We start from the raw sequence: 23,627 nt of genomic DNA on the forward strand, positions 1-23,627 counted from the left end.
ATGGCAAGCGAACAGCCCCCGCTGGTGGGCATCATCATGGGCAGCCAATCCGATTGGCAGACCATGGTGCACGCGGCCGAAATTCTGGCCACGCTGGCCGTGCCGCACGAAACCCGCATCGTTTCCGCCCACCGCACGCCGTTGCGCCTGCATGATTATGCGCAGGGCGCTGCGGCCAGCGGGCTGAAGATCATCATCGCCGGGGCCGGCGGCGCCGCGCACCTGCCCGGCATGGCCGCCAGCATGACCAGCCTGCCGGTGCTGGGCGTGCCGGTCGAATCGCGCACGCTGAAGGGCATCGATTCTTTGCTCTCCATCGTCCAGATGCCGGCCGGCGTGCCGGTGGGCACCTTTGCCATCGGCAAGGCCGGCGCCGTCAACGCGGCCCTGCAGGCCGCTGCCATCCTGGCTCTGAATGATCCGGCGCTGGCCGCCCGGCTCGCCGCCTGGCGCCAGGCGCAAACCGATGCCGTGGCCGACGCGCCATCGGATGATCTGCCCTGATGCTCACCCCCGGTTCCACCATCGGCATCCTGGGCGGCGGCCAGTTGGGCCGCATGCTGGCGGTCGCGGCGGCGCAGCTGGGCTATCGCTGCCACGTCTTTGCCCCCGAAGACGCGCCGCCCGCCACCGATGTCTGCGCCGCCGTCACCCGCGCCGAATTTTCCGATGCGGCCGCGCTCACCGCCTTTGCCGGCGCGGTTGATGTCGTCACCTTTGAATGGGAAAATGTCCCCACCGCCGCCGTCCGCCTGCTGGCCGGGCTGGTGCCGGTCCACCCCGGTGTCCACAGCCTCGAAGTGGCCCAGGACCGGATGGCCGAAAAACAGTTCGTCGAATGGCTCGGCGGCCGCACCGCGCCCTGGGCCCCGGTGTCGAGCCGGGCCGAGCTGGACGAGGCCATTGCCCGCATCGGCCTGCCCGCCATCCTGAAAACCCGCCGCTTCGGCTATGACGGCAAGGGCCAGGCCCGCCTCCACAGCGCCGATGACGCCGATGCCGCCTGGGATGCCATCGGCCAGCAGCCCGCCATCCTGGAAGGCATGGTGGAATTTGCCCATGAATACAGCGTGATGCTGTGCCGTGGCGCCGATGGCCGCATGGTTGATTGGCCGGTGCCGGTCAACGTCCATGCCGGCGGCATCCTTGCGTCCTCCAGCCTGCCGGCGCCATCGCTGGTGCGGGCCCAGGCCGCCGATGCCGTGGCGCTCAGCCGCCGGATTGCCGACAAGCTGGGCCATGTCGGCGTGCTCACCTGCGAATTTTTCGCCTGCCGCGATGGCCTGCGCTTCAACGAAATGGCCCCGCGCGTCCACAACAGCGGCCACTGGACGATCGAGGGCAGCCTGACCAGCCAGTTCGAAAACCATATCCGCGCCGTCGCCGGCCTGCCGCTGGGCCCCACCGATCTGGTGCTGCCCAGAGTGGAGATGCTCAACCTGATCGGTGACCAGGCCGATGATTGGCCACGGCTGTTTGCCGAACCCGGCACCCATGTCCATCTCTACGGCAAGGGCGCGTCGCGCCCCGGCCGCAAGATGGGCCATGTCACCCGGCTGGGCCGCTGATCAGGGTTTCTTGGCTTTCGGCGCCCCGGCCGCAAAGGCGTTGCCGAAATAATCCCCCTCATACCAGCGCGGCGCCGCCTTGGCGTTGGCCAGGCCGCGGATGATGCCGATGTTCAGCCGCGTCCACTTGGCGGCGGCGTTCCAGTCGAACGGCAGGTCGAGTTGGTCCGACACCTCGTGATAATTGTTGAGGCGGAACTTGCGCTCGGCCTCCTTGCAGGCAAGGCCGCCCTTGGTGTCCGTCCAGCCGGTCTTCAGGAACACCGATGGCACGCCCTTCCTCACAAAGGGATAATGGTCCGACCGGGTGAACACCGCCTCTTCCGGCTGCGGATCGGGCGAAACGCCCAGCTTTTCCGCCTTCGCGGCCTGCGCCACCAGCGTGCCGATGGTCGAACGCTCCCCGCCAAAGGCGACGATATCGCCGAAATCACAGGTCAGGATCGGCATGTCGATGTTCACATCGGCCACGATCCGCTTCACGTCCACGGTGGGAAAGCGCGAGAAATAATCCGCACCCAACAGGCCGGACTCTTCCGCCGTGGTGGCCAGGAACAGCACGGTCCGCTTCGGCGGGGCCTTCACCAGCGCGGTCGCCGCCTCCAGCAGGGTGGCGGTGCCGGCGGCATTGTCCATGGCGCCATTGTAGATGGCATCCTCACCCGGCTTGGCCCCCACCTTCATGCCGACATGGTCGCTGTGGGCGGAAATCACCACGATCTCGCGTCCCAGCGTCTTGTCGGTGCCGGGCAGCAGCGCCAGCACATTGGGGCTGCTGATCCGCTCCACGCTGGTGGCGCGGCGCACGGTGAAGCGGCCGGGCAGGGGGAAGCCCTTGACCATGCCCTTCTGGGCAGCGGCGCGCACGGCGGCAAAATCCATGGGCGCCCCGGCAAACAGCGCAGTGGCGGCGGCATCATCAATGGCCGCGCGCACCTTCAGGCCGGCGCCATCGCCCAGCGGCTGGCCGTTTGGATCCAGCACCAGCCGGCGCGGCAGCCGGGCCCGGCCGGCATATTTGTCCCACGGCAGGCGCTCCGCCTCCTTCAGGGTGCGGATGGTGATCACCCCGATGGCGCCCGCCGCCTCGGCCCCCGTCGCCTTCGACACGCGGGCCAGATGGGCGGCAATCTCGCTGTTCATGCCATCGGGCGCGCCCGACAGCACCACGGCATATTTGCCCTTCAGATCGAGCCCAGCATAATCATCAATGCCCTGCGACGGGTCCTGAAGGCCATAGCCGACAAACACCATCTCGCCGGTCACCTCTTCCGCCCCGGCCGTGCTGCCCGGCGACACCACCAGCCCCACGCCGTTTTCCAGCGTCAGCTTGGTGGCGCCCAGATCAAGCAGCGCCGATTCGCGCTCGCTGGCGAAGCGGCTTTCGGCAAAGCCGATCCGCTGCACATAGGAATTGGTGCCGGCCGGCTGAAGGCCCAGCCGGGCGAAATGCTGGGCGATATAATTGGCGGCAATCTCGTGCCCGCGGCTGCCCAGCCCGCGCCCTTCCAGCAAATCATCGGCCAGAAAGGCGACATGGCTGCGGAAACTGGCGGCCAGCGGACCGGCGGGCGGCGGGGCTGCGGCGATCAGCGGCAGGGCGGCGGCGGCGAGCAGGAGCGGCTTGTTCATTGGCGCGCTGTATCAGTCGCGCTATGCACCGGCAAATGCCTTGTTTTGACGGGATGTCGTGCATGAAGCCCTTGATGATCGCCGCCCTTGCCGGCCTGATGCTGGCGCAACCGGTTGCGGCCCAGCCCGCCAACCCGCCGGCGGCCTCCATCGCCGCCCTCGTCGATCAGGTGCAATTGCCGTATGAGCAGTTCACCCTGCCCAACGGCCTGCGCGTCATCGTCCACACCGATCGCAAGGCGCCCATCGTCGCGGTCAGCGTGTGGTATCACATCGGTTCCAAGGATGAACCGGCCGGCAAGTCCGGCTTTGCCCATCTGTTCGAACATCTGATGTTCTATGGCAGCGAGAACAACGACGGCGTGTTCTTCAAGAAGCTGGAGAATGTCGGCGCTACCGATGCCAACGGCACCACCTGGTTCGATCGCACCAATTATTTCGAGAATGTGCCCACCCAGGCGCTGGAGCTGGCGCTGTTCCTCGAATCCGATCGCATGGGCTGGCTGCTGGGCGCCGTGAACCAGGCCAAGCTCGATGCCCAGCGCGGCGTGGTGCAGAATGAAAAGCGCCAGGGCGACAACGAGCCGTTCGGCCTCACCGGCTATGCCATGCTGAAGGCTCTGTTCCCGGCCGGCCACCCCTATGCCCATGATGCCATCGGCTCCATGGCCGATCTCAACGCTGCCAGCCTAGCCGATGTGCAGGCCTGGTTCCGCGCCAACTATGGCCCCAACAATGCCGTGCTGGTGCTGGCCGGCGATATTGATGCGGCCACGGCGCGCACGCTGGTGACCAAATATTTCGGTGCGATTCCAAAGGGCCCCGAGGTGAAGCGCCTGGCCGCGCCGGTGCCGCGCTGGGATCAGGAACGGCGCGAGACACTGTACGACAAGGTGCCCACGCCGCGCCTCAGCTGGCACTGGCCGGTGCCCGGCCGGCTCGACCGCACGTCGGCGCTCGCCGATATCGGCCTCACCGTGCTGGCCGGCGGCCCCTCCTCGCGGCTTTACAACGAATTGGTGCGCAAGCGGAAACTCGCGGTCGCCGTGTCAGGCGGGGTGCAGGCCTATGAAAAGGTCGGCATGGCCGAGCTGGAGGTGCGCCTTGCCCCCGGCGCCAAGCCCGAGGAGGTGGAGGCCATCGTCAGGCAGACGCTGGCGGATTTCATCGCCACTGGCCCCACCGCCGACGAGGTGAGCCGTGTCGCCACCCGCAATGTCGCCGGCACCATCCGCGGGCTGGAGGCGGTGGGCGGCTTTGGCGGCAAGGCGGTCGCGCTGGCCGAAGGCGCCGTCTATGCCGGCAATCCCGAACAATATCGTGTTGAACTGGGCTGGTATGCCAAGGCGACGCCGGCCGATGTGCAAGCCGCCGCCCGCGACTGGCTGGGCAAGGGCGCCTATGTCCAGACCGTGCTGCCCGGCGACCGCCCCGCTGCCGAGGAGGTGCCGCCGCCGCCCAGGCCCGCCAAGGTGGCCGAGCCGGCACGCGGCCCCGCCCGCATGGCCGAACCGGCGGTGGGCGCCGCCCCGCTGCTGCAATGGCCGGCGGTGGAGCGCTTCACCCTCGCCAACGGCCTCAAGGTCGAATTCGCCCGCCGCACCACCGTACCGCTGGTGCGCATGATGCTCAGCCTGAATGGCGGCATGGCCGCCGATGAGCGCGGCAAGCTCGGCATCCAGTCGATGGCGCTCAACCTGCTCGACGAAGGAGCCGCCGGCATGACCGGCCCGCAGATTGCCGAGGCGCGCGAGCGGCTGGGCGCCGGCATCGGCACCTCGGCAGGGCAGGACCGCACGCGGCTGACGCTGGATGCCCTTGCGTCCAACCTCGCCCCGTCGCTGAAGCTGTTTGCCGATATCGTGCAGCGCCCGGATTTCCCGCCCGCCGAAATCGAACGGGTGCGCGGCCAGCAGCTGGCGGCGCTGGCGCAGGAGGCCAGCAACCCCATTGGCATCGCCCGGCGCATCCTCACCCCGGCGCTCTATGGCCCCGATCACCCCTATGGCGCGCCGCCCAGCGGGCTGGGCACGGAAGGCAGCGTCAAGGCCATCAGCCGCGATGATCTGATCGCCTGGCACAAGCGCTGGGTGCGCCCTGATGCCGGCACCCTGTTCGTGGTCGGCGATATCACCACCGCCAAATTGAAGGCCCAGCTCGAAGCCGCCTTCGGCAACTGGCGCGCCGATCCGGCCGTCGCAGCGGGCGCGGTGATGCCGGCCACGCCGCCGCCGCTGCGCCAACAGCGCATCATCCTGGTGGACCGGCCGAACAGCCCGCAAAGCCTGATCCTCGCCGGCAGCCTGCTGCCCGTCACCGGTGCGCAGGATCTCTATGCCGAACGCGCCGCCGCCGACATATTGGGCGGCCTGTCCACCAGCCGCATCAACATGGACATCCGCGAGGAGAAGAACTGGGCCTATGGCGCCTTCGCCGGCCTGTCCGACGGCAAGGGCCAGCTCACCAGCATCATCTATGCCCCGGTGCAGACCGACCGCACCGGTGACAGCATCAAGGCGATGATCGACGACATCGCCGCCATCAAGACCGCCAAGCCGATTACGGGCGAAGAGCGTGACCGGGCCGTGGCCAACAGCGTGCTGGCCCTGCCCGGCGAATTCGAACGCGGCACCGCCTTTCTTTCGGCGATGGAGCGCAACAATCTCTTCGGCCGGCCCGACGATCATTATGTCACTGTCGCCAAGCGCATCACCGCGCTGACCACCGCCGATCTCAACCGCGCTGTGCAGCTGTTCGGCACCGATGATCTGCTCTGGGTGGTGGTGGGCGATGCCGCCCGGGTGGAACCGCAGCTGAAGCAACTGGGCATGGCCGTCGAGGTGAGGAAGGGACAGTGAGGCGAATGCAACAGGGCTTGGCGCTGCCGGCCCTGCCACGCTAAGAACAGATGATGTTCACCCGCACCCTTCTGGCCGCCGCCCTGCTGCTCGCTGCGCCCGCGCTGGCGGCGGCACCGGGCAAGCCCGCCGCCAAACCCGCTGCCGCCGTTGACTGGACCGGCCGCATTGCCCTGACGCCGGCCGGCGGCCTGCTCATTGGCAATCCCAATGCCCGGGTGAAACTGGTGGAGTTCGGCAGCCTCACCTGCCCGCACTGCCGGCATTTCCACGAAACCGGCCTGCCGGTCGTCAAGGCGCGCTACATCGCCAGCGGCGCCGTCTCCTACGAATATCGCGCCTTCAGCCTCAACGGCATCGATCTGATGGCCGGCCACCTGCTCTATTGCCAGACCCCGGCTGCGGCCTGGGCCTTCGTCAACAAGGCCTATCTGCGCCAGGATCAGCTGGTTGCCCCGTTCATGCAGATTGGCGAGGCGGATCGCGCCGCCGTGCAGGCATTGCCCGATGATCAGCAGGGGCCGCGCATGGCGACCTTAGGCAAGCTGCCGGAATTTTCCGGCCTGCCGCTGGCGCAATATCAGGCCTGCCTTGCCGCGAGGCCAGCGATGGACAGGCTGATGGCCATCCGCACCGATGCCGTGCAAACCCATGGCCTCACCGGCACCCCCAGCTTTCTCATCAACGGCAAGATGCAGACCGATGTGTTTGACTGGGCGGCGCTGGAACCGATCCTCGCCGCCGCAGTGAAATCCGCTGGCACGCCCCCGGTTGCCCGCCCCACCGCCCCCAGAAGGACGAAATGATGAAGCGCCTGATGCTCCTGGCCGCCACCGCCCTCACCCTGGCCGCCTGCAACGACAGCAAGACGGCGCCCGCCGCCAGCGCCGATCAGGGCGCCGGCCCGGCCGTGGCCGCCCCGGCCGGCCAGAATTGGGTGGATGTGGTCGCCGCCACGCCGGAAGGCGGGTTCCGCATGGGCAATCCGGATGCCCGCGTGAAGCTGGTGGAATTTGCCTCGCTCACCTGCCCGCACTGTCGCGAATTCCACGAGGCCGCGGCCGAGGTGATCAAGAACAAATATGTCGCCAGCGGCAATGTCTCCTATGAATATCGCAACTTCGTGCTGAACGGCCCGGATTTCGCCGCCACCGTGCTGGCCCGTTGCCAGGGCGAAACCGCCTTCTTCGGCCTGTTGAATGCCTTTTATGCCGATCAGGCCGGCTGGACCGAGCCGTTCGGCCGCATCAGCAAGCCCGATCAGGAAGCGCTGGCCAAGTTGCCGGAAGACAAGGCGATTGCCCGCATGGCCGAACTGGGCGGCCTCGCCGCTTATGTGAAGCTGCGCGGCATCCCGCGCGCCAAATTTGATCAGTGCCTTGCCGATCCGGCCCAGGTGAAGGCGATCAACGACCTCAGGAACCAGGCGGTGAACGAATACAAGCTCACCGGCACGCCCAGCTTCATCATCAACGGCACCGTGCAGGAAGGCACCTACACCTGGGCCGATCTGGAACCCAAGCTGCAGGCCGCCCTGAGGTAAGAATTGGAGTTTCGCCGCCTTCGCCTTGCGGGCTTCAAGTCCTTCGTTGAACCCACCGATCTGTTGATCGAGCCGGGGCTGACCGGCGTTGTCGGCCCCAACGGCTGCGGCAAATCCAACCTCCTGGAAGCGCTGCGCTGGGTGATGGGGGAGGCGAGCCCCAAGTCCATGCGCTCCGGCGGCATGGACGATGTGATCTTTGCCGGCACTGCCGCCCGGCCGGCGCGCGAATTTGCCCATGTCACCCTCAGCCTCGCCGGCAGCGCCGGCGAAGAGCTGGAGGTGCAGCGCCGGATCGAGCGCGGCGCCGGCTCGGACTATCGCCTGAACGGCCGGGACACGCGGCAACAGGATATCCGCCTGCTGTTCGCCGATTCGGCCACCGGCGCGCACAGCCCGGCCATCGTCGGGCAGGGGCGGATCAGCGCCATCATCGCCGCCAAGCCGGCCGAGCGCCGCCAGCTGCTGGAAGAGGCCGCCGGCATCGCCGGCCTTGCCGTGCGCCGCCGAGAGGCCGAAATCCGCCTGCGCGCCGCCGAAGCCAATGTCGCCCGGCTGGATGATGTGGTGAAGGGCCTGGAAACCCAGGCCGCCAGCCTCAAGCGCCAGGCCCGCAGCGCCGAACGCTATCGTGGCCTGACCGACCGGATCCGCCATGGCGAGGCGGCGCTGAACTTCGCGCGCTGGCATGCCGCGGTCGCCGCCTGTGACAAGGCCCGCACCGCCGCGCTGGCGGCCGACCAGCTGGCGGCGGAACGCACCCGCGCCGCCGCCACGCTGGTGACGGCGGCGACCAATGCCGCAGCAACCCTGCCTGCCCTGCGCACCGCCGAAGCCGAAGCCGCCGCCGCCGTGCAGGCCCTGCGCCAGCGCCGTGCCCTGATCGAGGCGGAACAACAGGAACTCGCCCGCCGCGATGCCGCGCTGGTGACGCAACTGGCCAGCCTCACCCGCGATTCGGCCCGCGAAGCCGCGCTGGCCGATGATGCCGCCAGCGCGCAAGGCCGCCTGGCGGCGGAGGCGGCGCAACTGGCCGCCCGCCGCGCCGAACTGGCTGCGCAGGCACCCGCCCTGGCCGAGGCGGTGCGCGCCGCCGAAACCGCGGCGCAAGGCGCAGAAGCCGCCCTGTCAGACGCGATGGCCGCCCATGCTGCCGCGGCCGCCGCCGCCCGCGCCGCCGCCGATGCCGCCGCCGCCGCGCAAGGCCGCGCGCTGCGCGCCCGGCAAGAGGCGCAAGGCCTCGCCGATCGGCTGGCCCGGCTGGCCCCCGCGCCCGATCTGGCGCCGCTGCAGGCCGCTGTCGCCCAGGCGGAGGCTGATGTGGCCGCCTGCGAAACCGGCGTCGCCGATGCCGAATCGGCCCGCCCGCCGCTGGAAGCCGCCCGCAGCGAGGCCGCCGCCGCTGTCGCCGCCGCCCGTGCCACGCTCGCCAGCCTGGAGGCCGAAAGCAGCGCGCTCGCCCGCCGCCTCGCCGCCGATCAGGGCAAGGGCCCGCGCATCGCCGACAGTCTTGTCGCGGCCGCCGGTTATGAAGCCGCGCTCGCCGCCGCGCTTGGGGAGGATATGGAGGCCGGCCCGGCCAGTTCCGCCCAGCCGCGCCGATTTGCCGGCACACCCGCCGCCGATGATCCGCCGCTGCCGGCCGGCGTCACCCCGCTCGCCCCCCATGTCCAGGCGCCGCCCGAACTCGCCCGCCGGCTGGCGCAACTCGGCGTCGTCGATGCGCCGCCATCGCCCGAACTGATCGCCGCGCTGCGCCCCGGCCAGCGCCTGGTCAGCCGCGATGGAAAATTGTGGCGCTGGGACGGGCTGGTTGATGCAGGTGGCCGCACCGATGCCGCCGCCGCCCGCCTGCGCGCCCGCCGCCGTGCCGCCGAACTTGCCGCCGAACAGGCCGCCGCCGCCGATGCCGTGGCCACCGCCACCACCCGGCAGCGCGCGGCCGAAGCCGCCGCCAGCGCCGCAGCCCAAGCCGAACGCAGCGCCCGCGCCGCCCGCGATGCCGCCGCCCGCACCCTCACCGAGGCACGCGGCCGGCTCGCCAGCGCCGAAACCGCAGCCGCCCGCGCCGCCGGCGAACAGGCCAGCCTGGCCAGCGCCGCCGCCCGCGCCGAGGCAGAGGCGCAGCGGCTGACCGCCGAAGCCGAAACCTTGCGCGCCGCCGTGCCGCCGGCCGATCAGGTCGCCGAACTGGCCGCCGCCCTCAATCGGGCACGTGATGCGGCCGAGCGGGCACGCCAGGCGCTGGCGCGGGCACGCAGCGACCAGGATGTGGCCACGCGCGCCGCCGAATCGGCCACGCTTCGCGCCAATCTCATCACCCAGGAACAGGCCGATTGGGCCCGCCGCCTCGAACAGAGCGGCAGCCAGCGCGCCGAACTCGCCGCCCGGGCCGAGGCCGCCGCCGATGATCGCGCCGGCATCGCCGCCCGGGTGAAAGCCATCGCCGCCGATCTCGCCAGCCTGGCGGACCAGACCCAAGCCGCTGATTCCAAACGCGCCGCCGCCGCCGATGCCCTGGGCCGCGCCGAAGCCGCCGTCGAAACCGCCAACGCGCAAGCCCGCGCCGCGGAAAGCGAGGTGGCCGAAGCCCGCGAACTTCGTGCCACATTGCGCGCCGAAGCTGACCATCAGGACACCGCCCGGGCCGAGATCGAACGCCAGACAGGCGAACGATTTCAATGCTCTCCGCCAATGCTGCCCGGCCGCTTCGGCTTCGCGCCCGAACCCGGCGACGCCGATGCGCTGGCCATCCAGCTTGATGGCCTCACCGCCGAGCGTGACCGGCTCGGCCCCGTCAACCTGCGCGCCAATATCGAGCTCAAGGAACTGGAAGAACAGGCGAAATTGACCGTCGCCGAAAAGGCCGAGCTTGATACCGCCATCGCCCGCCTGCGCGGCTCCATCGGCAGCCTCAACCGCGAAGGCCGCCAGCGCCTGGCCGCCGCCTTCCAGGCCGTGGACGGCCATTTCCGCACCCTGTTCAACGATCTGTTCGGCGGCGGCGAGGCGCAGCTGGCGCTGATCGAATCCGATGATCCACTGGAAGCCGGCCTTGAAATCATGGCCCAGCCGCCGGGCAAGAAGCTGCAATCCCTCACACTTTTGTCTGGCGGCGAACAGGCGCTCACCGCCACCGCGCTGATCTTCGCGCTGTTCCTCGCCAATCCGGCGCCCATTTGCGTGCTCGACGAAGTCGATGCGCCATTGGATGATGCCAACGTCGAACGCTTCTGCGACCTGCTTGATCGCATGGCGGCACAGACCGCCACCCGCTTCCTCATTGTCACCCACAACGCCGTCACCATGAGCCGGATGCACCGGCTGTTCGGTGTCACCATGGCCGAACCCGGCGTCAGCCAGCTGGTCAGCGTCGATCTCCAGGCCGCCGAACGCCTGCTCGCCCAGAGCGTTTCCGGCGCATGATACCAAAGTGTGCACTGCACAATGGTTGACACCCCAAGCCCGGCCCTCTAGGACGCGCGCCAAGCCCAACTGGCATCGCCAGTGGGGCCTTCTGCCGCATCCGGCAGATGTATTGGACGACAGGGGTTTTCGCCTTGGCCGACCGCCAGACCGACGAGGATAGCCTCGCGCGCCGCATCGCTGCGGCCCGGGCCGCCGAATCCGGTGCGAAGGATGGTGCCAAACGGCAAGAGAACACCGGTTGGCAACTGGCCTCCGAGTTCATCGGGGCCATGCTGGCTGGCGGGTTCATCGGCTGGTTCATCGACCGGCAGTTGGGCAGCGGACCCTGGGGCCTGATCATCATGCTGATGCTCGGTTTCGTGACTGGCCTCTACCAGTCATTGCGCCGGCAGAAGGCGATGGATGCAGACGAGCGGAATGGGGATTGAACGGCCGTGGCCAACCCGATGGAGCAGTTCAAGATCGAGACGATCGCGCCGCTGACCGTGGCGGGCACCGATCTGTCCTTCACCAACAGCTCGTTGTGGATGCTGATCTCGCTGATCAGCATTGCCGCCTTCCTGTTCATCGGCACCGCCCGCCCGCAGCTGGTGCCGGGCCGCATGCAGGCTGCCGTTGAGTATCTCTATGATTTCATTCGCGACATGCTGCGCGAAAATGTCGGCAAGGATGGCCTGCGCTATGCGCCGCTGATCTTTGCCGTGTTCGTATTCGTGCTGGCCTGCAACCTCCTGGGCATGGTGCCGTTCGTGCACAGCTTCACGCCCACCAGCCACATTGCCGTCACCTTCGGCCTTGCCATGATCGTCTTCACCCTGGTGGTGATCGTCGGCTTTGCCCGCCATGGCCTGCACTTCTTCTCGCTGTTCCTGCCGGAAGGCACGCCGATCTTCGTGGCGCCGCTGGTGGCCCTGATCGAATTCCTCTCCTTCCTGTCGCGCCCCTTCACGCTCGCCATCCGGTTGTTCGCCAACATGACCGCCGGCCACGTGCTGATGAAGGTGTTCGGCGGCTTCGTCGTCAGCCTGGGTGCCTACAACATCGCGCTGGGCGCCATTCCCCTGGTGGTCAATGTCGCGCTCACCGCGCTGGAACTGCTGATCGCAGTGGTGCAGGCCTATGTGTTCGCGCTGCTGGCCAGCATCTATCTCAACGACGCTGTCAACCTTCACTAAGCCTTTCAACCGCTTACCACACGAAAAGGACGTAAAATGGAAGTCGCTGCTTACAAGCTGATCGGTGCTGGCCTTGCCGCCATGGGTGCCGGTTTCGCCGCCATCGGCGTGGGCATCATCTTCGGCATGTTCCTGTCGGGCGCGCTGCGCAACCCGGCCGCTGCCGACAAGCTGGGCGCCCGCCTGATCTTCGGCTTCGCCGTGACCGAAGCGCTCGGCCTGATCGCCGCCGTCGTCGCGCTGGCGCTGGCCTTCGGCTGATTGCTGTTCCGGCGCCTGGCCAGCCGGCCGGGCGCCGATCCTGCCCTCATGCTTCGCCGGGGATGATCCGTGCCGCAGTTTGATCCTGCCAGTTTTGCTTCACAGATCTTCTGGTTCGGCGTGTTCTTCACGCTGCTCTATGTCGCTGTGGTGCGCCCGACGCTGCCCAAGGTGGGCAAGGTCATCGATGCCCGCGAAGCGCAGGTGTCGGGCGATCTTGATCGCGCCGAAGCCGCCAAGGGCCAGGCCGATGCTATCCGCACGGCCTATGATGATGGCATGAAGCAGGCGCGTGATGCGGCCCAGTCGGCTGTTGCGGCCGCCCGCGATGGCGCTGCCAAGGCCGCCGAAGCCCGGCTGAAGCAACTCGCCGCCCGGCTCGATGCCGATGCGGAAGCAGCAGCGGCCAGCCTCGATCTGGCCCGTGCCAATGCCCGTGCCGGCCTCGAATCGACCGTGACCGAACTCACCACCGAAGCCGTTGCCAAGCTGGCCGGCATCGAAGTCACCGCTGCCGACGTGTCGGCCGCGCTGGCGGCGCGCTGAGGAGCCTTGCCATGGCCGAACCCGCCGAACTGACCGCCGAAACCGTCGCCCACGGCGCCGCCCATCATGAAGAGCCCGTGCTGCTCGGCCTCAACGCCGAAGGCTGGGTCTACACCGGCGTCGCCATCTTCCTGGTGCTGGCCGTTGTCGTCTTCAAGGCGCCGTCGCTGATCGCCAAGGCGCTGGACGAACGCATCGCCGGCGTGAAGAAGCAGCTCGACGAAGCCGCCGCTCTGCGCGCCGAAGCCGAAGCCCTGCTGGCCGGTGCCGAAAAGGCCCGCGCCGCTGCCGAAGCCGATGCCGCCGCCATCCGCGCCCGTGCCGAGGTGGAAGCCGCCGATCTGGTCAAGGCCAGCGAAGCCGCCGCCAGCGAAGCCATCGCCCGCCGCACCGCCGCTGCCGAACAGCGCATCGCCGCTGCCGAGCGCAGCGCCGCGGCCGAGCTGAAGGCCGAAGTCGCCGCCCAGGTCACCAAGGCCGCCGCCGCCATCATCGCCGCCAAGGCGGACAAGGCGCTGCAGACCCGGCTGACCGATGACGCCATCGCCGGACTGGACCGCCGCCTGCACTGATCAGGCCAAGGCATTCGATACATTGCGCATTCATCGCCCGGCTGTTATGTAGTCGGGCGATGACGCATTTGCTGGCCCTGCACCGACGATTTTGACGCGCCCCGCGCGGCCATCCCCGCGCGCCCGCCCGTCTCTGCCCAGCCGTCCGAAAGTGCCAGCTCCACGTGTTCCAGATCCTTCCCGCCACCGGCGATCATCACGCGTCGATTGAAACCCTGCTCGATCACCGCTTCGGCCCCGCCCGCCACAACCGCACCGCCTATCGCCTGCGCGATGGGGCCCAGCCGCTGGCCCATCTGTCGTTCGTCGCGATGGACGGCGATGAACTGGTGGGCAGCGTGCAATGCTGGTCGATCCGGCTGAAGCCCGTGCATGGCGCCCGGCTGCCGCTGGTGCTGCTCGGCCCGGTGGCCGTCGCCGCCGATCGTGAGGGTCAGGGCATTGCCACCACGCTGATGCGGGCTGCGCTGGCGGCCATCGATGCCGCTGGCGAACCGCCGGTGCTGCTGATCGGTGATGCGCCCTTTTATGGCCGGTTCGGCTTTTCGGCGGCGGCCACCCGCCTGTGGACCATGCCCGGCCCGGTCGATCATGATCGCCTGCTGCTGCGCGGGCCCAGCACCGGCCTGCCGCGCATCGCGGCGGTGGAGGCGGCGCAATTGGTCGCCCCCCGCGCCGCCAAGGTTGCCTGAAGCCGCCACCCGGCCAATAAGGCAGGCGTGACCGCCGAATCATCCCCTGCAGACCGGTTTGCCGAACTGCTCGCCCTGTCGCGGGCCGGCAAGCGCCTGCCCGTTGAGCAATGGCACCCCAGCCATTGCGGCCACAGCGACATGCGCATTGCGGCCGATGGCACCTGGTTCCACGCCGGCACGCCGATCGGCCGCAAGGAACTGGTGAAGCTGTTCGCCTCGATCCTGCGGCGGGAGGCGGATGGCAGCCATGTGCTGGTGACGCCGGTCGAAAAGCTGGACATTGATGTGGAGGATGCTCCGTTCATCGCGGTGGACGCCGATTGGGAAGGGCAGGGGCCGGCACGCCGCATCCTGTTCCGCCTCAACACCGATGATGTCGTCGCCTGCGGCCCCGATCATGGCCTTGATGTGCGCATCGATCCCGATGGCACGCCCCGGCCCTATCTCCACGTCCGCGCCGGGTTGATGGCGCTGGTCAACCGCGCCACCTTTTACCGCCTCGCCGATCTGGCGCTGGAAGAGGGCGGCGAACCGCCGGGCCTGTGGAGCGACGGCCGCTTTTTCCCGTTCATGGATGCCAGCGATGCCGCTTGACCGGGTGCGCGCCCTGCTGGCCCAGCCGCTGATTCCCAACCCGCAGGGCGATTGGGATCTCGGCCGCGATCCGCCACCACCGGCCGATCGCCTGACCCCGGCCGCGGTGCTGATGGCCATTTCCAACGAGGCTGACCCGCAACTGCTGCTCACCCGCCGCACCGCCCATCTGAAGCGCCATGCCGGCCAGGTCGCCTTTCCCGGCGGCCGGCAGGACGAGGGCGATGCCGGCCTGATCGCCACCGCCCTGCGCGAGGCGGAGGAGGAGGTGGCGATGCCGGCCGATGTGGTGGAGGTGCTGGGCACGCTCGATCCCTATCGCACCGGCACCGGCTTCATCGTCACCCCCGTGGTTGGCGTGGTGCCGCCGGGGCTGGAGCTGCGCGCTGATCCGGGCGAGGTCGATACGCTGTTCCATGTCCCGCTCGCCCATGTCATCGATCCGGCCAACCATGTGCAGGAAAGCGCCATGTGGCAGGGCCGCCAGCGCCAATATTGGACGATCCGGCACGACCGTTTCCACATCTGGGGCGCGACCGCCGGCATGATCGTCGCCTTTAGCCAGCGGCTGGCGGCCGTTCGCTGATGGCCATTCCCGATCATCTCCCGCTGCTGCCGGCGTTGGCCAGGCCGGACGGCGCCGCGCTGCTCGGCGCGCTCGATGCCGCCGCCGGGGAAACCAGGCTGGTCGGCGGTGCGGTGCGCGATGCGCTGCTCGGGCTGCCGGTCAAGGATATTGATCTTGCCACCCGCCTGACCCCGGAGGAGGTGATGCGCCGCCTGCGCGCCGCCGGGCTGAAGGCGGTGCCGACGGGCCTCGCCCATGGCACGGTGACCGCGGTGGGGGAGGGCCTGGTCGCTGAAGTCACCACCCTGCGCCGCGACGTGCAAAGCTTTGGCCGCCATGCCGAAGTCGCCTTCACCAGCGACTGGCAGGAGGATGCCGCCCGGCGCGATTTCACCATCAACGCGCTCTATGCCGGCCTGCCCGATGGCGAAATCCATGATTTCACCGGCGGCCGCGCCGATCTTGCCGCCCGCCGCGTGCGCTTCATCGGCGATCCGCTGGCCCGCATTGCCGAGGATCATTTGCGCATCCTCAGGTTCTTCCGCTTTTCCGCCCGTTATGCCGCCAGGCTGGATGCCGATGGTCTCGCCGCCTGCGTCGCTCGCGCCAATGATCTGATGGCACTCAGCCGTGAGCGCATTGCCATGGAGCTGCAGGGCCTGCTGCTGGTCGCCGATCCGGTGCCGGTGCTGGCCGCGATGATCGAAGGCGGCATCTGGCGCGCCGTGCTGCCCGAACTGGCGGACGGCCGCCTGCCCGTGCTGGCCCGCACCATTGCCGCCGAAACCGCCGCCGGGGTGGCGCCTGCCTGGCCGCGCCGCCTCGCCGCGCTGCTGCCGCCCGGCGACACGCGCCTTGCTGCTGAGATTGGCGCGCGGTTGAAACTCGCCAACGCCGTGCGCATCCGCCTCGTCGCCGCCGTGCAGCCCGCCGGCCCGCCGCCGCCCTGGCCCGCCGCCTACAAGGATGGCGCAGAGGCGGTGGTGGACCGGCTGCTGATCGCTGGCGAGGCAGCCGCCGCCCAGCCGCTGATCGGCTGGCAGCGGCCAAAACTCCCGGCCTCCGGCAAGGACATCATCACCCGCGGCATCGCGCCCGGCCCTGATGTCGCCCGCCGCCTCGGCGCCTTCGAACGCGCCTGGGTGGCGGCCGGCTTCCCGGCCGATACGGCCAGCATCACCGCCCTGCTAGACGACGCAGCCCGCTGATTGATCCCGATCCTCCCCCAAAGGGGGAGGATCAACACCCATCCCCCGCCGGCGGCCGGCCCCGGCGCGGGGCGGGAGACACCGCCACCTTCACGCCGCGCCGGGCCAACGCTTCACGCAACAACACCTCGATCTCGGCATTCAGGCTGCGGAAGTCGGCCGCTGCGGCCCGTTCCAGCGCGTCGTGCAATGCCGGATCGAGCCGCAGGGCAAAGGCCTTCTTCGCGCTCATCGCATCACTGGTACAGGCTGCCCGTGTTCAGCACCGGCTGGGTGTCACGCTCCCCGCACAGCACCACCATCAGGTTGGAAACCATGGCGGCCTTGCGCTCGTCATCCAGCACCACGACATCCTTGCCCGAAAGCTGGGCCAGCGCCATTTCGACCATGCCGACCGCGCCCGACACCAGGGTTTCGCGGGCGGCCACCACGGCGGCGGCCTGCTGGCGGCGCAACATGGCGCCGGCGATTTCCGGGGCATAGGCCAGGTGGGTGAAGCCGCACTCGTCCACCGTGATGCCGGCCACGGCCAGCCGCTCGATCAATTCGGTGCGCAGTTCGCCCGACACACGCTCATGATCGCCGCGCAGGGTGACTTCCTTGTGTTCGAAATCGTCATAGGGATAACGCGCGCCGATGGTGCGCACCGCCACCTCCACCTGGGCCGTCACAAAGCCGCGATAATCTTCGACGTCGAACAGCGCCTGGGCACTGTCGGTCACGCGCCACACCAGCTGGGCGGCAATCTCGATCGGGTTGCCGCGCAGGTCGTTCACCTTGATCTGCTGCGAAATCAGGTTGTTGGCGCGCAGCGAAATCTTCTTCTTGCCCATCCACGGCCAGGTCCACCTGAGGCCGTTGGGGCGGTCGGTGCCCTTGTACTGGCCAAACAGGGTGATGGCCGCCGCCTCGTTCGGCTGCAGGCTGTAAAAGCCCGACAGGATGAACAGGAAACTGAACAGCAGCAGGCCGTTGATGATCACCAGCCCGCCCGACGGATCGGCCAGCAGCAGCAGGATGGCGCCGCCCGATGCCAGCAGGTTGATGAGCAGCAGGAACAGCATGGCAATGCCATTGCCGCCCACGCCCGTCACCTCGCGGTTGGGCTGTCGGTTGCCATCACTGGAATGTGCAGACGTCACGTTCGGCTCCTCGATTAAATACGATATCATAATTATATCGATTCGAAGGCCGCGCGCAAGCGCAATCGGATCAGTCCCGCCGGCGGCGCACCGGCGGCTGGTCGGTCCAGGGTTCCACGTCGGGATTCAGATCAATGTCGAGCATCGGATCGGGTGGCGCCGGCCGATCGGCCCGGCGCCTGGGTGGCGGCCGGCTGGCCCCGCTGCCCGAGCGGACGGCGGCCAGGATCAGCGCCAGCGCGCCAATCGTTATCAGGATGAAACCCAGGCCAAAATCGCCCATGGCTTCAGGGCCAGCGCGCGAAATCGGTCACCGCGCGCGCATCTGCGGTCACCGGCGGCTCAATCGCCGCCACCATCGCCACCGCCGCCGTCACCGCCATCGCTGCCGGCATCCACGATCACCGGCGCGTCGCCACCCTGATCCAGCCGCTTGAAATTGTCATTCTTGCGCGTGTCGCTGAGCATGATGAACATGGCAACGCCCAGCGACAACAGGATGAGGACGATCACCACCATCGGCTCAATCCTGCTTCGGCTGATCGTCAGCCGTCTCGGCCGGCGGCCGCCGCTTTTTCCACACGTTCGCCTTGTCCTGGCTGAACTGGTAACCAAACCAGATAAACATCAGGATGTTGAGGACGCCAACAAGGATCACACCAGTCATGTCGGGCTTTTAACCGCTGCCGGCGCGGCTGGCGAGGGCTAGAGGCTGAACTTGTTGTCACGGGGGAAGCCGGTGGGCGGCATGCGCCCGGCGCTGGCCCGCGCGCCCTTCCAGAACGTCAGATCCGCCTCCGTCCGCGTCCGCCCCGAACCGCCGCCCATCGGCCAGCTCAGCCCGTCGGCCATCACGAACGTCCGCACGTCGCTCATGCCGCCATCCTTGTATTTCTGCAGGGCAACGCCCTGGCCCTTCTGCAGCTGCGGCAGCTCTTCCAGCGGGAACACCAGCAACTTGCGGTTCTCCCCGATCACGGCGACCATATCATCCCCGGCGGCGATCCAGCGCACCACCGCCAGCCGGCTGCCGTCGCGCGGGTTCATCACCGCCTTGCCCTTGCGGGTTTCGGCCAGCAGCTCGGCGCTGTCCACCTGGAAGCCGCGGCCATCGCTGGCCGCCAGCAGCAGGCGCCGCTCTGGCTGGTGGGTGAAGATCGACACGATCTCCACGCCCTTGGCCAGATCGATCATCAGGCGCAGCGGCTCGCCAAAGCCGCGCCCGCCTGGCAACCGGTCGGGCATCAGCGTGTAGAAGCGGCCGTCGCTCGCCGCCACCACGATGCGGTCGGTCGTCTGGGCGTGGAAGGCAAAGGCCGGGCCATCGCCTTCCTTGAACTTCAACGCATCGGTGCCGGCCAGATCGGCATGGCCCTTCATCGCCCGGATCCAGCCCTTGGCCGAACAGATGATGGTGATCGGCTCCTTCTCGATCATCGCCTCGATCGGCACCAGCTTCACCTGCGGCGCGGCGGCCAGGCTGGTGCGGCGCCGGCCCAGCGCCGTGGTCGGGCCATAGGCGGTGCGCAGGGCCGTCAGATCGGCGGCCAGCCGCTCCGTCTGCTTCGCCGGATCGGCGATCAGGGTGCGCAGGCCACGGGCCTCTTCGGTCAACGCCTTGTTCTCGAGGGTGATCTCGATCTCTTCCAGCTTGCGCAAGCTGCGCAGCCGCATGTTCAGGATGGCTTCGGCCTGGACATCGGTCAGGTCAAAGGCCGCCTTCAGTTCGGCCTTGGCATCGTCGGCCTCGCGGATGATGCGGATCACCTCATCCAGGTTCAGATAGGCCTTCAGCAGCCCGCCCAGCACCTCCAGCCGCGCATCAATGCGGCCGAGGCGATAGCGCGACCGGGCCAGCAACACCTCGCGCTGGTGCACCAGCCACTTGGCGATCACCGGCTTCAGCCCCAGCACGCCCGGCCGGCCTTCATCCAGCACGTTCATGTTCAAGGGCACGCGCACTTCCAGATCGGTCAGCTTGAACAGGCTTTCCATCAACACGTCGGCATCGACATTGCGCGATTTCGGCGTGATGACGATGCGCACCGCCTCGTCGCTCTCGTCAGCCACATCGGCCAGGATCGGCAGCTTCTTCTCGGTGATCAGGCTGGCCAGCTGCTCGATCAGCTTGCCCTTCAGCACCTGGTAGGGAACTTCGGAGATGATGATCGTCCAGGTGCCGCGGCCCTGATCCTCCACCGCCCAGCGCGCCCGCAGCCGGAAACTGCCGCGCCCGGTGGCATAGGCCTCGGCAATGCTTTCGGGCGGCTCCACCAGCACGCCGCCGGTGGGGAAATCCGGCCCGCCGACAAATTGCAGCAGCGCCGCCGTGTCGGCATCGGGCTGGTGAAGCAGGTGCAGGGCGGCGTCGACAATTTCCACCGGGTTGTGCGGCGGGATCGATGTCGCCATCCCCACCGCGATGCCGGCGGCGCCATTGACCAGCAGATTGGGGAACAGGCCGGGGAACACCTCCGGCTCTTCCTCTTCCCCGTTGTAGGTGGTGCGGAAGGGGACAGATTCTTCGTCCAGCCCGTCCATCAGGCGGATGGCGGCATCGGTCAGCCGCGCTTCGGTGTAGCGCATGGCGGCCGCGTTATCGCCATCGATGTTGCCGAAATTGCCCTGGCCATCCACCAGCGGCACGCGCAAGGCGAAATCCTGGGCCAGGCGCACCATCGCGTCATACACCGACGCATCGCCGTGCGGGTGATATTTGCCGATCACATCGCCCACCACGCGGGCGCATTTCTTGTAGGCCTGATCCGGGTTCAGCCGCAGCAGCCGCATCGCCCACAACAGTCGGCGGTGCACCGGCTTCAGCCCATCGCGCAGATCGGGCAGCGAGCGGGCGGTGATGGTGGACAGGGCATAGACAAGATAGCGCTCGCCCAGCGCCGCATCGAACGGCGCGTCGAGAATATTCTGCTCCATGTCGGGGATCAGGCTGGCCATGGCCCAGCGTTAGCCGGCCAGCCGGCAACCGGCAAGCCGCCGGCCACTGCGTCAGCCGGGCGGCGACGATGATTCGACCAGGCAGGCCCGGTGGTGCGCCGAATTTTCAAATATTGGCGTGATTTCGGCATGTCGTTAACCATTAATTTACCTTCCGTTCGCCTCCAAATCCTGTTAGCCGCTGAAAATCATCCGTTTCGGCCCAAAACCGGCTTAAGAGCAGAACGGAGAAAAAAAATCGTTGAAATGCTGCATCTTGCGCATTAACCATTCCGTACATGGAATGCGGAATGGACAGGATTCCGCAGAGTTAATGGGGTCTTTACCGTGATTAACCGTTTTGCAATTGGTTTTGGATTGATCGCAGCTTGCGTTGCGGCTGTGCCGGCCAGTGCCGTGGTGCCGGTCGATCCCGCCACGGAATCCATCCTGGACACTTCGGTCGGCCACAGCTTCGTTCGCCGTTACTATGGCTATGTCGACGGCATCCGGCAGGACAATCTGACCGCCGATGTGGTGTTCACCTACACCGGCATCACCAACTTAGGCCGTCGCTGGAACTTCACCGCCCAGGTGCGCAACCGCACTGGCGGCGATTTCACCTCGTCCGTGGTCGGCCTGTTCGGTTTCTCCACCGATGATCCCAACACGGCTGGCAGCCAGTATCGCCCGATCAACAGCCTGGGCGCCACCGGCGGCAGCTTCACCACCCTCTCGCTCAGCAACACCACCGGCTTCACCACGCCTGAACTGTCCTCGTCGCAGCAGATCTGCTTCAAGACCGGCGGCACGCTCGGCGAATGCTCCACCACCGGCACCGGCGGTGTGATGAAGGGTGCCCACGAAACCCAGACGTTCGCGCTCAACTTCTCGACCCCGCAACCGCTGGTGCGGCTCGAAAACTTCGTGCTGCGCTTCACCAGCGTCAACGGCGTCGCGCAGGATGCGCAGGGCGGCCAGGTCATCCTCAACAATGCCGATGTGTCGGCCGCGGGCACGGTCGTGCCGGAACCGTCGAGCTGGGCGATGATGATCGCCGGCTTCGGTCTGGTGGGTGCGACGCTGCGTCGCCGTCGCCTCGCGGTCGCCTGATCCCCGGATTTCGGCAACAGGCCGGTCACCGCGCGGTGGCCGGCTTTTTGCTGCCTGATACCGATCGCTGATCAGGCGGCGGCGGTCAGCAGCGTCACCGCCCGCGCACGGCCCTGCAACAGCCGCTCGCGCTGGCGCGTGCCGGCCAGCGCATCGCGCGCCAGAAAATGGCCCGTCAGCCGCAGGCCGTCGCCCACCGCCTGGGCATCGGCATCACGGTCGCCGATCAGAAACGCCGGCAGGGGCAGCAGCCGGCTGGCCCAGGGCTGGCCCGGGCCGCGCGCCACCGCCTGCCGCGACCGGGGCGACACAAAGGCCAAATCCTCCCGGGCCCCGCTGGCAGCACAACTGCTCAGGTCAAGCCCCAGGCCAAGTTCGTCCAGCAGCGCCAATTCCAGCCGTGCCAGCGCAATGCCCAGCGTGTGTGCCGCCGCGCCGCTGCCGGCTGCCATCAACAGGGCGTCCACCATACCGTAAAGCCTCGGCTGCGGAACAGCATCGGGCAACAGTGTGCTGATCAGCGCGGCCACATGATCCACCACTGCCAGCGCCACCGGCCCATGCAGCATGGCCAGATTGGCCGCCAGCAGATGCGGCGTCGCCAGCGGCAGCCGATCATCGCCGCGCGTCACCAGATCCACACCCAGCACATTGCCCACCTGCAGCATCGGCCGCAGCCGCCGCCCGCGCGCGCCGTGCACATAGGCTGCCAGCATGCCGGTCTCCGCCGTCAGCAGCCGCACGACCGCGCCGGTTTCGCCATGGCCAATGGCACCAAGCAACAGGGCAGGTTCAAGCCTGATCATGTTGCATCTCTAGCCGATTGCGGCCCGTAAAGGAAAAGCGATGGCTGTTAACGAAGCATTAGTCATGCAGAAATGTCGCGAATCAACGATAAGGCGAAGGAAGTAACTTCTTGATAATACATATGAACCGTGCAATTCGCCTTTCCTGCCTGCTCCTGCTCGCCGCGGCCACCGCCGGCGAAGCGGCGGCAACGGTGTCGCTGCAATTTTCCAAGATCGGATTTACCCAGGCCGAACTGACCAGCGACCCGGACCGCGCCGTGCGCGTTCGTTTCAACGCCGTGTCGGATGGCGCCGGCGCCGCCCGCCAGTTCAGCAACATCAGCGGCAGCATGACCTATCAGCTGCTGGGCGTGACCCACACCACGGTCGGTTCCAACGTCAACAGCGCCTGGACCTTCGGCGTCAAGATCATCAACACCTCGACCGCGCCGATGACCAGCGCGCGCATCAGCGCCGTTGGCTTCTCGACGGCTGCAGCTGGTGCCACCGGTGACAACCCGGACTTTCTGAATATCAGCAACCCGACGATCAGCGGCTCCCTGTTTGATGAGGTCATCTTCACCAACGGCGGCGGTCTCAACATCCCCCAGGTTGGCGGCTCGAACAGTCCCCAAGTCTGCCTGAAGACCAGCACGCAAGGCAACGGCTGCACGGGCGGTGCCGGTGACGGGTTGAACATGGGCAGCGGTGCCAATCTCGGCACGGCCAGCAATCCCTTCCCGGTCACCTCGTCGCAATTCGTGCTGAACTTCACCGGGCCGTCGGCGCGCACGGCCATCACCCTGCACAACCTGGCGATCCGCTTTCAAAGCCTCAGCGGCACCGGCCAGAGCGGTGCCGGCAACGGCACCCTCGACGGGGATTCGGGCGTGGGCATTGTCACCAATGTCGAAATCGTGCCCGAGCCGTCGAGCTGGGCGATGCTGATCACCGGTTTCGGCTTGTGTGGGCGGGTTGGAGTAGCGTGTCTGCACTGGCCG

At 67.9% G+C, this 23,627-nt stretch carries 25 protein-coding genes; 17 read left to right on the plus strand and 8 right to left on the minus strand.

The genetic code is table 11. The features are described 5' to 3' along the window. The gene (gene purE / locus CHU93_RS07795; RefSeq protein ID WP_094473532.1) at positions 1-504 is read left to right on the plus strand and encodes a 5-(carboxyamino)imidazole ribonucleotide mutase; all 504 of its coding nucleotides are present in this window, start codon (positions 1-3) and stop codon (positions 502-504) included. Further along, complete coding sequence (locus CHU93_RS07800) at positions 504-1,568, plus strand: 5-(carboxyamino)imidazole ribonucleotide synthase (RefSeq protein WP_094473533.1); 1,065 nt, start codon at positions 504-506, stop codon at positions 1,566-1,568. The genes purE and CHU93_RS07800 overlap by 1 nt, the downstream gene beginning before the upstream one ends. Here the strand turns inward: CHU93_RS07800 and CHU93_RS07805 are convergent, their stop codons facing one another. Then, positions 1,569-3,200, minus strand: a complete 1,632-nt coding sequence (locus tag CHU93_RS07805) for a M28 family metallopeptidase (RefSeq protein ID WP_094473534.1) — start codon at positions 3,198-3,200, stop codon at positions 1,569-1,571. A 62-nt stretch (positions 3,201-3,262) separates the two neighbouring features. Here CHU93_RS07805 and CHU93_RS07810 point away from each other — a divergent pair, with 62 nt between their 5' ends. From CHU93_RS07810 to CHU93_RS07870, 13 genes are all read left to right on the plus strand, one after another. Beyond that, positions 3,263-6,058, plus strand: a complete 2,796-nt coding sequence (locus CHU93_RS07810) for a M16 family metallopeptidase (RefSeq protein ID WP_243375409.1) — start codon at positions 3,263-3,265, stop codon at positions 6,056-6,058. Positions 6,059-6,108: 50 nt separating this feature from the next. Beyond that, the gene (locus CHU93_RS07815) at positions 6,109-6,864 is read left to right on the plus strand and encodes a thioredoxin domain-containing protein (protein WP_094473536.1); all 756 of its coding nucleotides are present in this window, start codon (positions 6,109-6,111) and stop codon (positions 6,862-6,864) included. Then, the gene (locus tag CHU93_RS07820) at positions 6,861-7,601 is read left to right on the plus strand and encodes a DsbA family protein (RefSeq protein WP_094473537.1); all 741 of its coding nucleotides are present in this window, start codon (positions 6,861-6,863) and stop codon (positions 7,599-7,601) included. Before CHU93_RS07815 ends, CHU93_RS07820 begins: the two co-directional genes overlap by 4 nt. 3 nt (positions 7,602-7,604) lie before the next feature. After that, a complete protein-coding gene (locus CHU93_RS07825) occupies positions 7,605-11,027 on the plus strand; it encodes a chromosome segregation SMC family protein (protein ID WP_094473538.1) in 3,423 nt (1,140 codons plus the stop codon). Positions 11,028-11,161: 134 nt separating this feature from the next. Further along, positions 11,162-11,458 carry an AtpZ/AtpI family protein gene (locus tag CHU93_RS07830; protein ID WP_165768655.1) on the plus strand — a complete coding sequence of 99 codons (297 nt, stop codon included), beginning with the start codon at positions 11,162-11,164 and terminating at the stop codon, positions 11,456-11,458. A gap of 18 nt (positions 11,459-11,476) precedes the next feature. Continuing rightward, entirely contained in the window at positions 11,477-12,205 is a 729-nt protein-coding gene (locus CHU93_RS07835; protein WP_086117865.1) for a F0F1 ATP synthase subunit A, read from the plus strand. A gap of 36 nt (positions 12,206-12,241) precedes the next feature. Beyond that, on the plus strand, positions 12,242-12,466 hold the full coding sequence (locus tag CHU93_RS07840) for an ATP synthase subunit c family protein (RefSeq protein ID WP_086117866.1): 225 nt from the start codon (positions 12,242-12,244) through the stop codon (positions 12,464-12,466). A 69-nt stretch (positions 12,467-12,535) separates the two neighbouring features. Further along, positions 12,536-13,012 (plus strand): F0F1 ATP synthase subunit B family protein, encoded by a 477-nt coding sequence (locus CHU93_RS07845; RefSeq protein ID WP_094473540.1) that lies wholly within the window; start codon positions 12,536-12,538, stop codon positions 13,010-13,012. An 11-nt stretch (positions 13,013-13,023) separates the two neighbouring features. After that, complete coding sequence (locus CHU93_RS07850) at positions 13,024-13,584, plus strand: F0F1 ATP synthase subunit B family protein (RefSeq protein ID WP_094473541.1); 561 nt, start codon at positions 13,024-13,026, stop codon at positions 13,582-13,584. 164 nt (positions 13,585-13,748) lie between these two features. Beyond that, positions 13,749-14,276, plus strand: a complete 528-nt coding sequence (locus tag CHU93_RS07855; protein ID WP_094473542.1) for a GNAT family N-acetyltransferase — start codon at positions 13,749-13,751, stop codon at positions 14,274-14,276. Positions 14,277-14,303: 27 nt separating this feature from the next. After that, complete coding sequence (locus CHU93_RS07860) at positions 14,304-14,873, plus strand: DUF1285 domain-containing protein (RefSeq protein ID WP_094473543.1); 570 nt, start codon at positions 14,304-14,306, stop codon at positions 14,871-14,873. Beyond that, on the plus strand, positions 14,863-15,459 hold the full coding sequence (locus CHU93_RS07865; protein WP_094473544.1) for a CoA pyrophosphatase: 597 nt from the start codon (positions 14,863-14,865) through the stop codon (positions 15,457-15,459). The genes CHU93_RS07860 and CHU93_RS07865 overlap by 11 nt, the downstream gene beginning before the upstream one ends. Further along, positions 15,459-16,649, plus strand: coding sequence for a CCA tRNA nucleotidyltransferase (locus CHU93_RS07870; protein ID WP_094473545.1), 1,191 nt, complete (start codon positions 15,459-15,461; stop codon positions 16,647-16,649). The genes CHU93_RS07865 and CHU93_RS07870 overlap by 1 nt, the downstream gene beginning before the upstream one ends. Before the next feature lie 31 nt (positions 16,650-16,680). On the opposite strand, the gene CHU93_RS07875 is transcribed toward CHU93_RS07870, so the two are convergent. From CHU93_RS07875 to parC, 6 genes are all read right to left on the minus strand, one after another. After that, the gene (locus tag CHU93_RS07875) at positions 16,681-16,881 is read right to left on the minus strand and encodes a type II toxin-antitoxin system antitoxin (RefSeq protein ID WP_086117873.1); all 201 of its coding nucleotides are present in this window, start codon (positions 16,879-16,881) and stop codon (positions 16,681-16,683) included. A gap of 4 nt (positions 16,882-16,885) precedes the next feature. Further along, entirely contained in the window at positions 16,886-17,791 is a 906-nt protein-coding gene (locus CHU93_RS07880) for an SPFH domain-containing protein (RefSeq protein ID WP_423825897.1), read from the minus strand. Between the two features lie 70 nt (positions 17,792-17,861). Further along, complete coding sequence (locus tag CHU93_RS07885; protein WP_094473547.1) at positions 17,862-18,074, minus strand: hypothetical protein; 213 nt, start codon at positions 18,072-18,074, stop codon at positions 17,862-17,864. Positions 18,075-18,133: 59 nt separating this feature from the next. Further along, the gene (locus CHU93_RS17525; RefSeq protein WP_165768657.1) at positions 18,134-18,310 is read right to left on the minus strand and encodes a hypothetical protein; all 177 of its coding nucleotides are present in this window, start codon (positions 18,308-18,310) and stop codon (positions 18,134-18,136) included. A 4-nt stretch (positions 18,311-18,314) separates the two neighbouring features. Beyond that, positions 18,315-18,458, minus strand: a complete 144-nt coding sequence (locus tag CHU93_RS17530) for a hypothetical protein (protein ID WP_165768658.1) — start codon at positions 18,456-18,458, stop codon at positions 18,315-18,317. 38 nt (positions 18,459-18,496) lie between these two features. Further along, entirely contained in the window at positions 18,497-20,746 is a 2,250-nt protein-coding gene (gene parC, locus CHU93_RS07890; protein WP_094473548.1) for a DNA topoisomerase IV subunit A, read from the minus strand. A 381-nt stretch (positions 20,747-21,127) separates the two neighbouring features. On the opposite strand from parC, the gene CHU93_RS17535 reads away from it, so the two are divergent. Continuing rightward, positions 21,128-21,838 (plus strand): cistern family PEP-CTERM protein, encoded by a 711-nt coding sequence (locus tag CHU93_RS17535; RefSeq protein ID WP_094473549.1) that lies wholly within the window; start codon positions 21,128-21,130, stop codon positions 21,836-21,838. A gap of 71 nt (positions 21,839-21,909) precedes the next feature. Here CHU93_RS17535 and recO read toward each other — a convergent pair whose 3' ends face one another. Further along, positions 21,910-22,644, minus strand: coding sequence for a DNA repair protein RecO (gene recO / locus CHU93_RS07900; RefSeq protein WP_094473550.1), 735 nt, complete (start codon positions 22,642-22,644; stop codon positions 21,910-21,912). Positions 22,645-22,766: 122 nt separating this feature from the next. On the opposite strand from recO, the gene CHU93_RS07905 reads away from it, so the two are divergent. Next, a partial coding sequence (locus tag CHU93_RS07905; protein ID WP_094473551.1) for a cistern family PEP-CTERM protein occupies positions 22,767-23,627 on the plus strand: 861 nt, incomplete at its 3' end.

Source organism: Sandarakinorhabdus cyanobacteriorum (genome assembly GCF_002251755.1).
GTDB lineage: Bacteria > Pseudomonadota > Alphaproteobacteria > Sphingomonadales > Sphingomonadaceae > Sandarakinorhabdus > Sandarakinorhabdus cyanobacteriorum.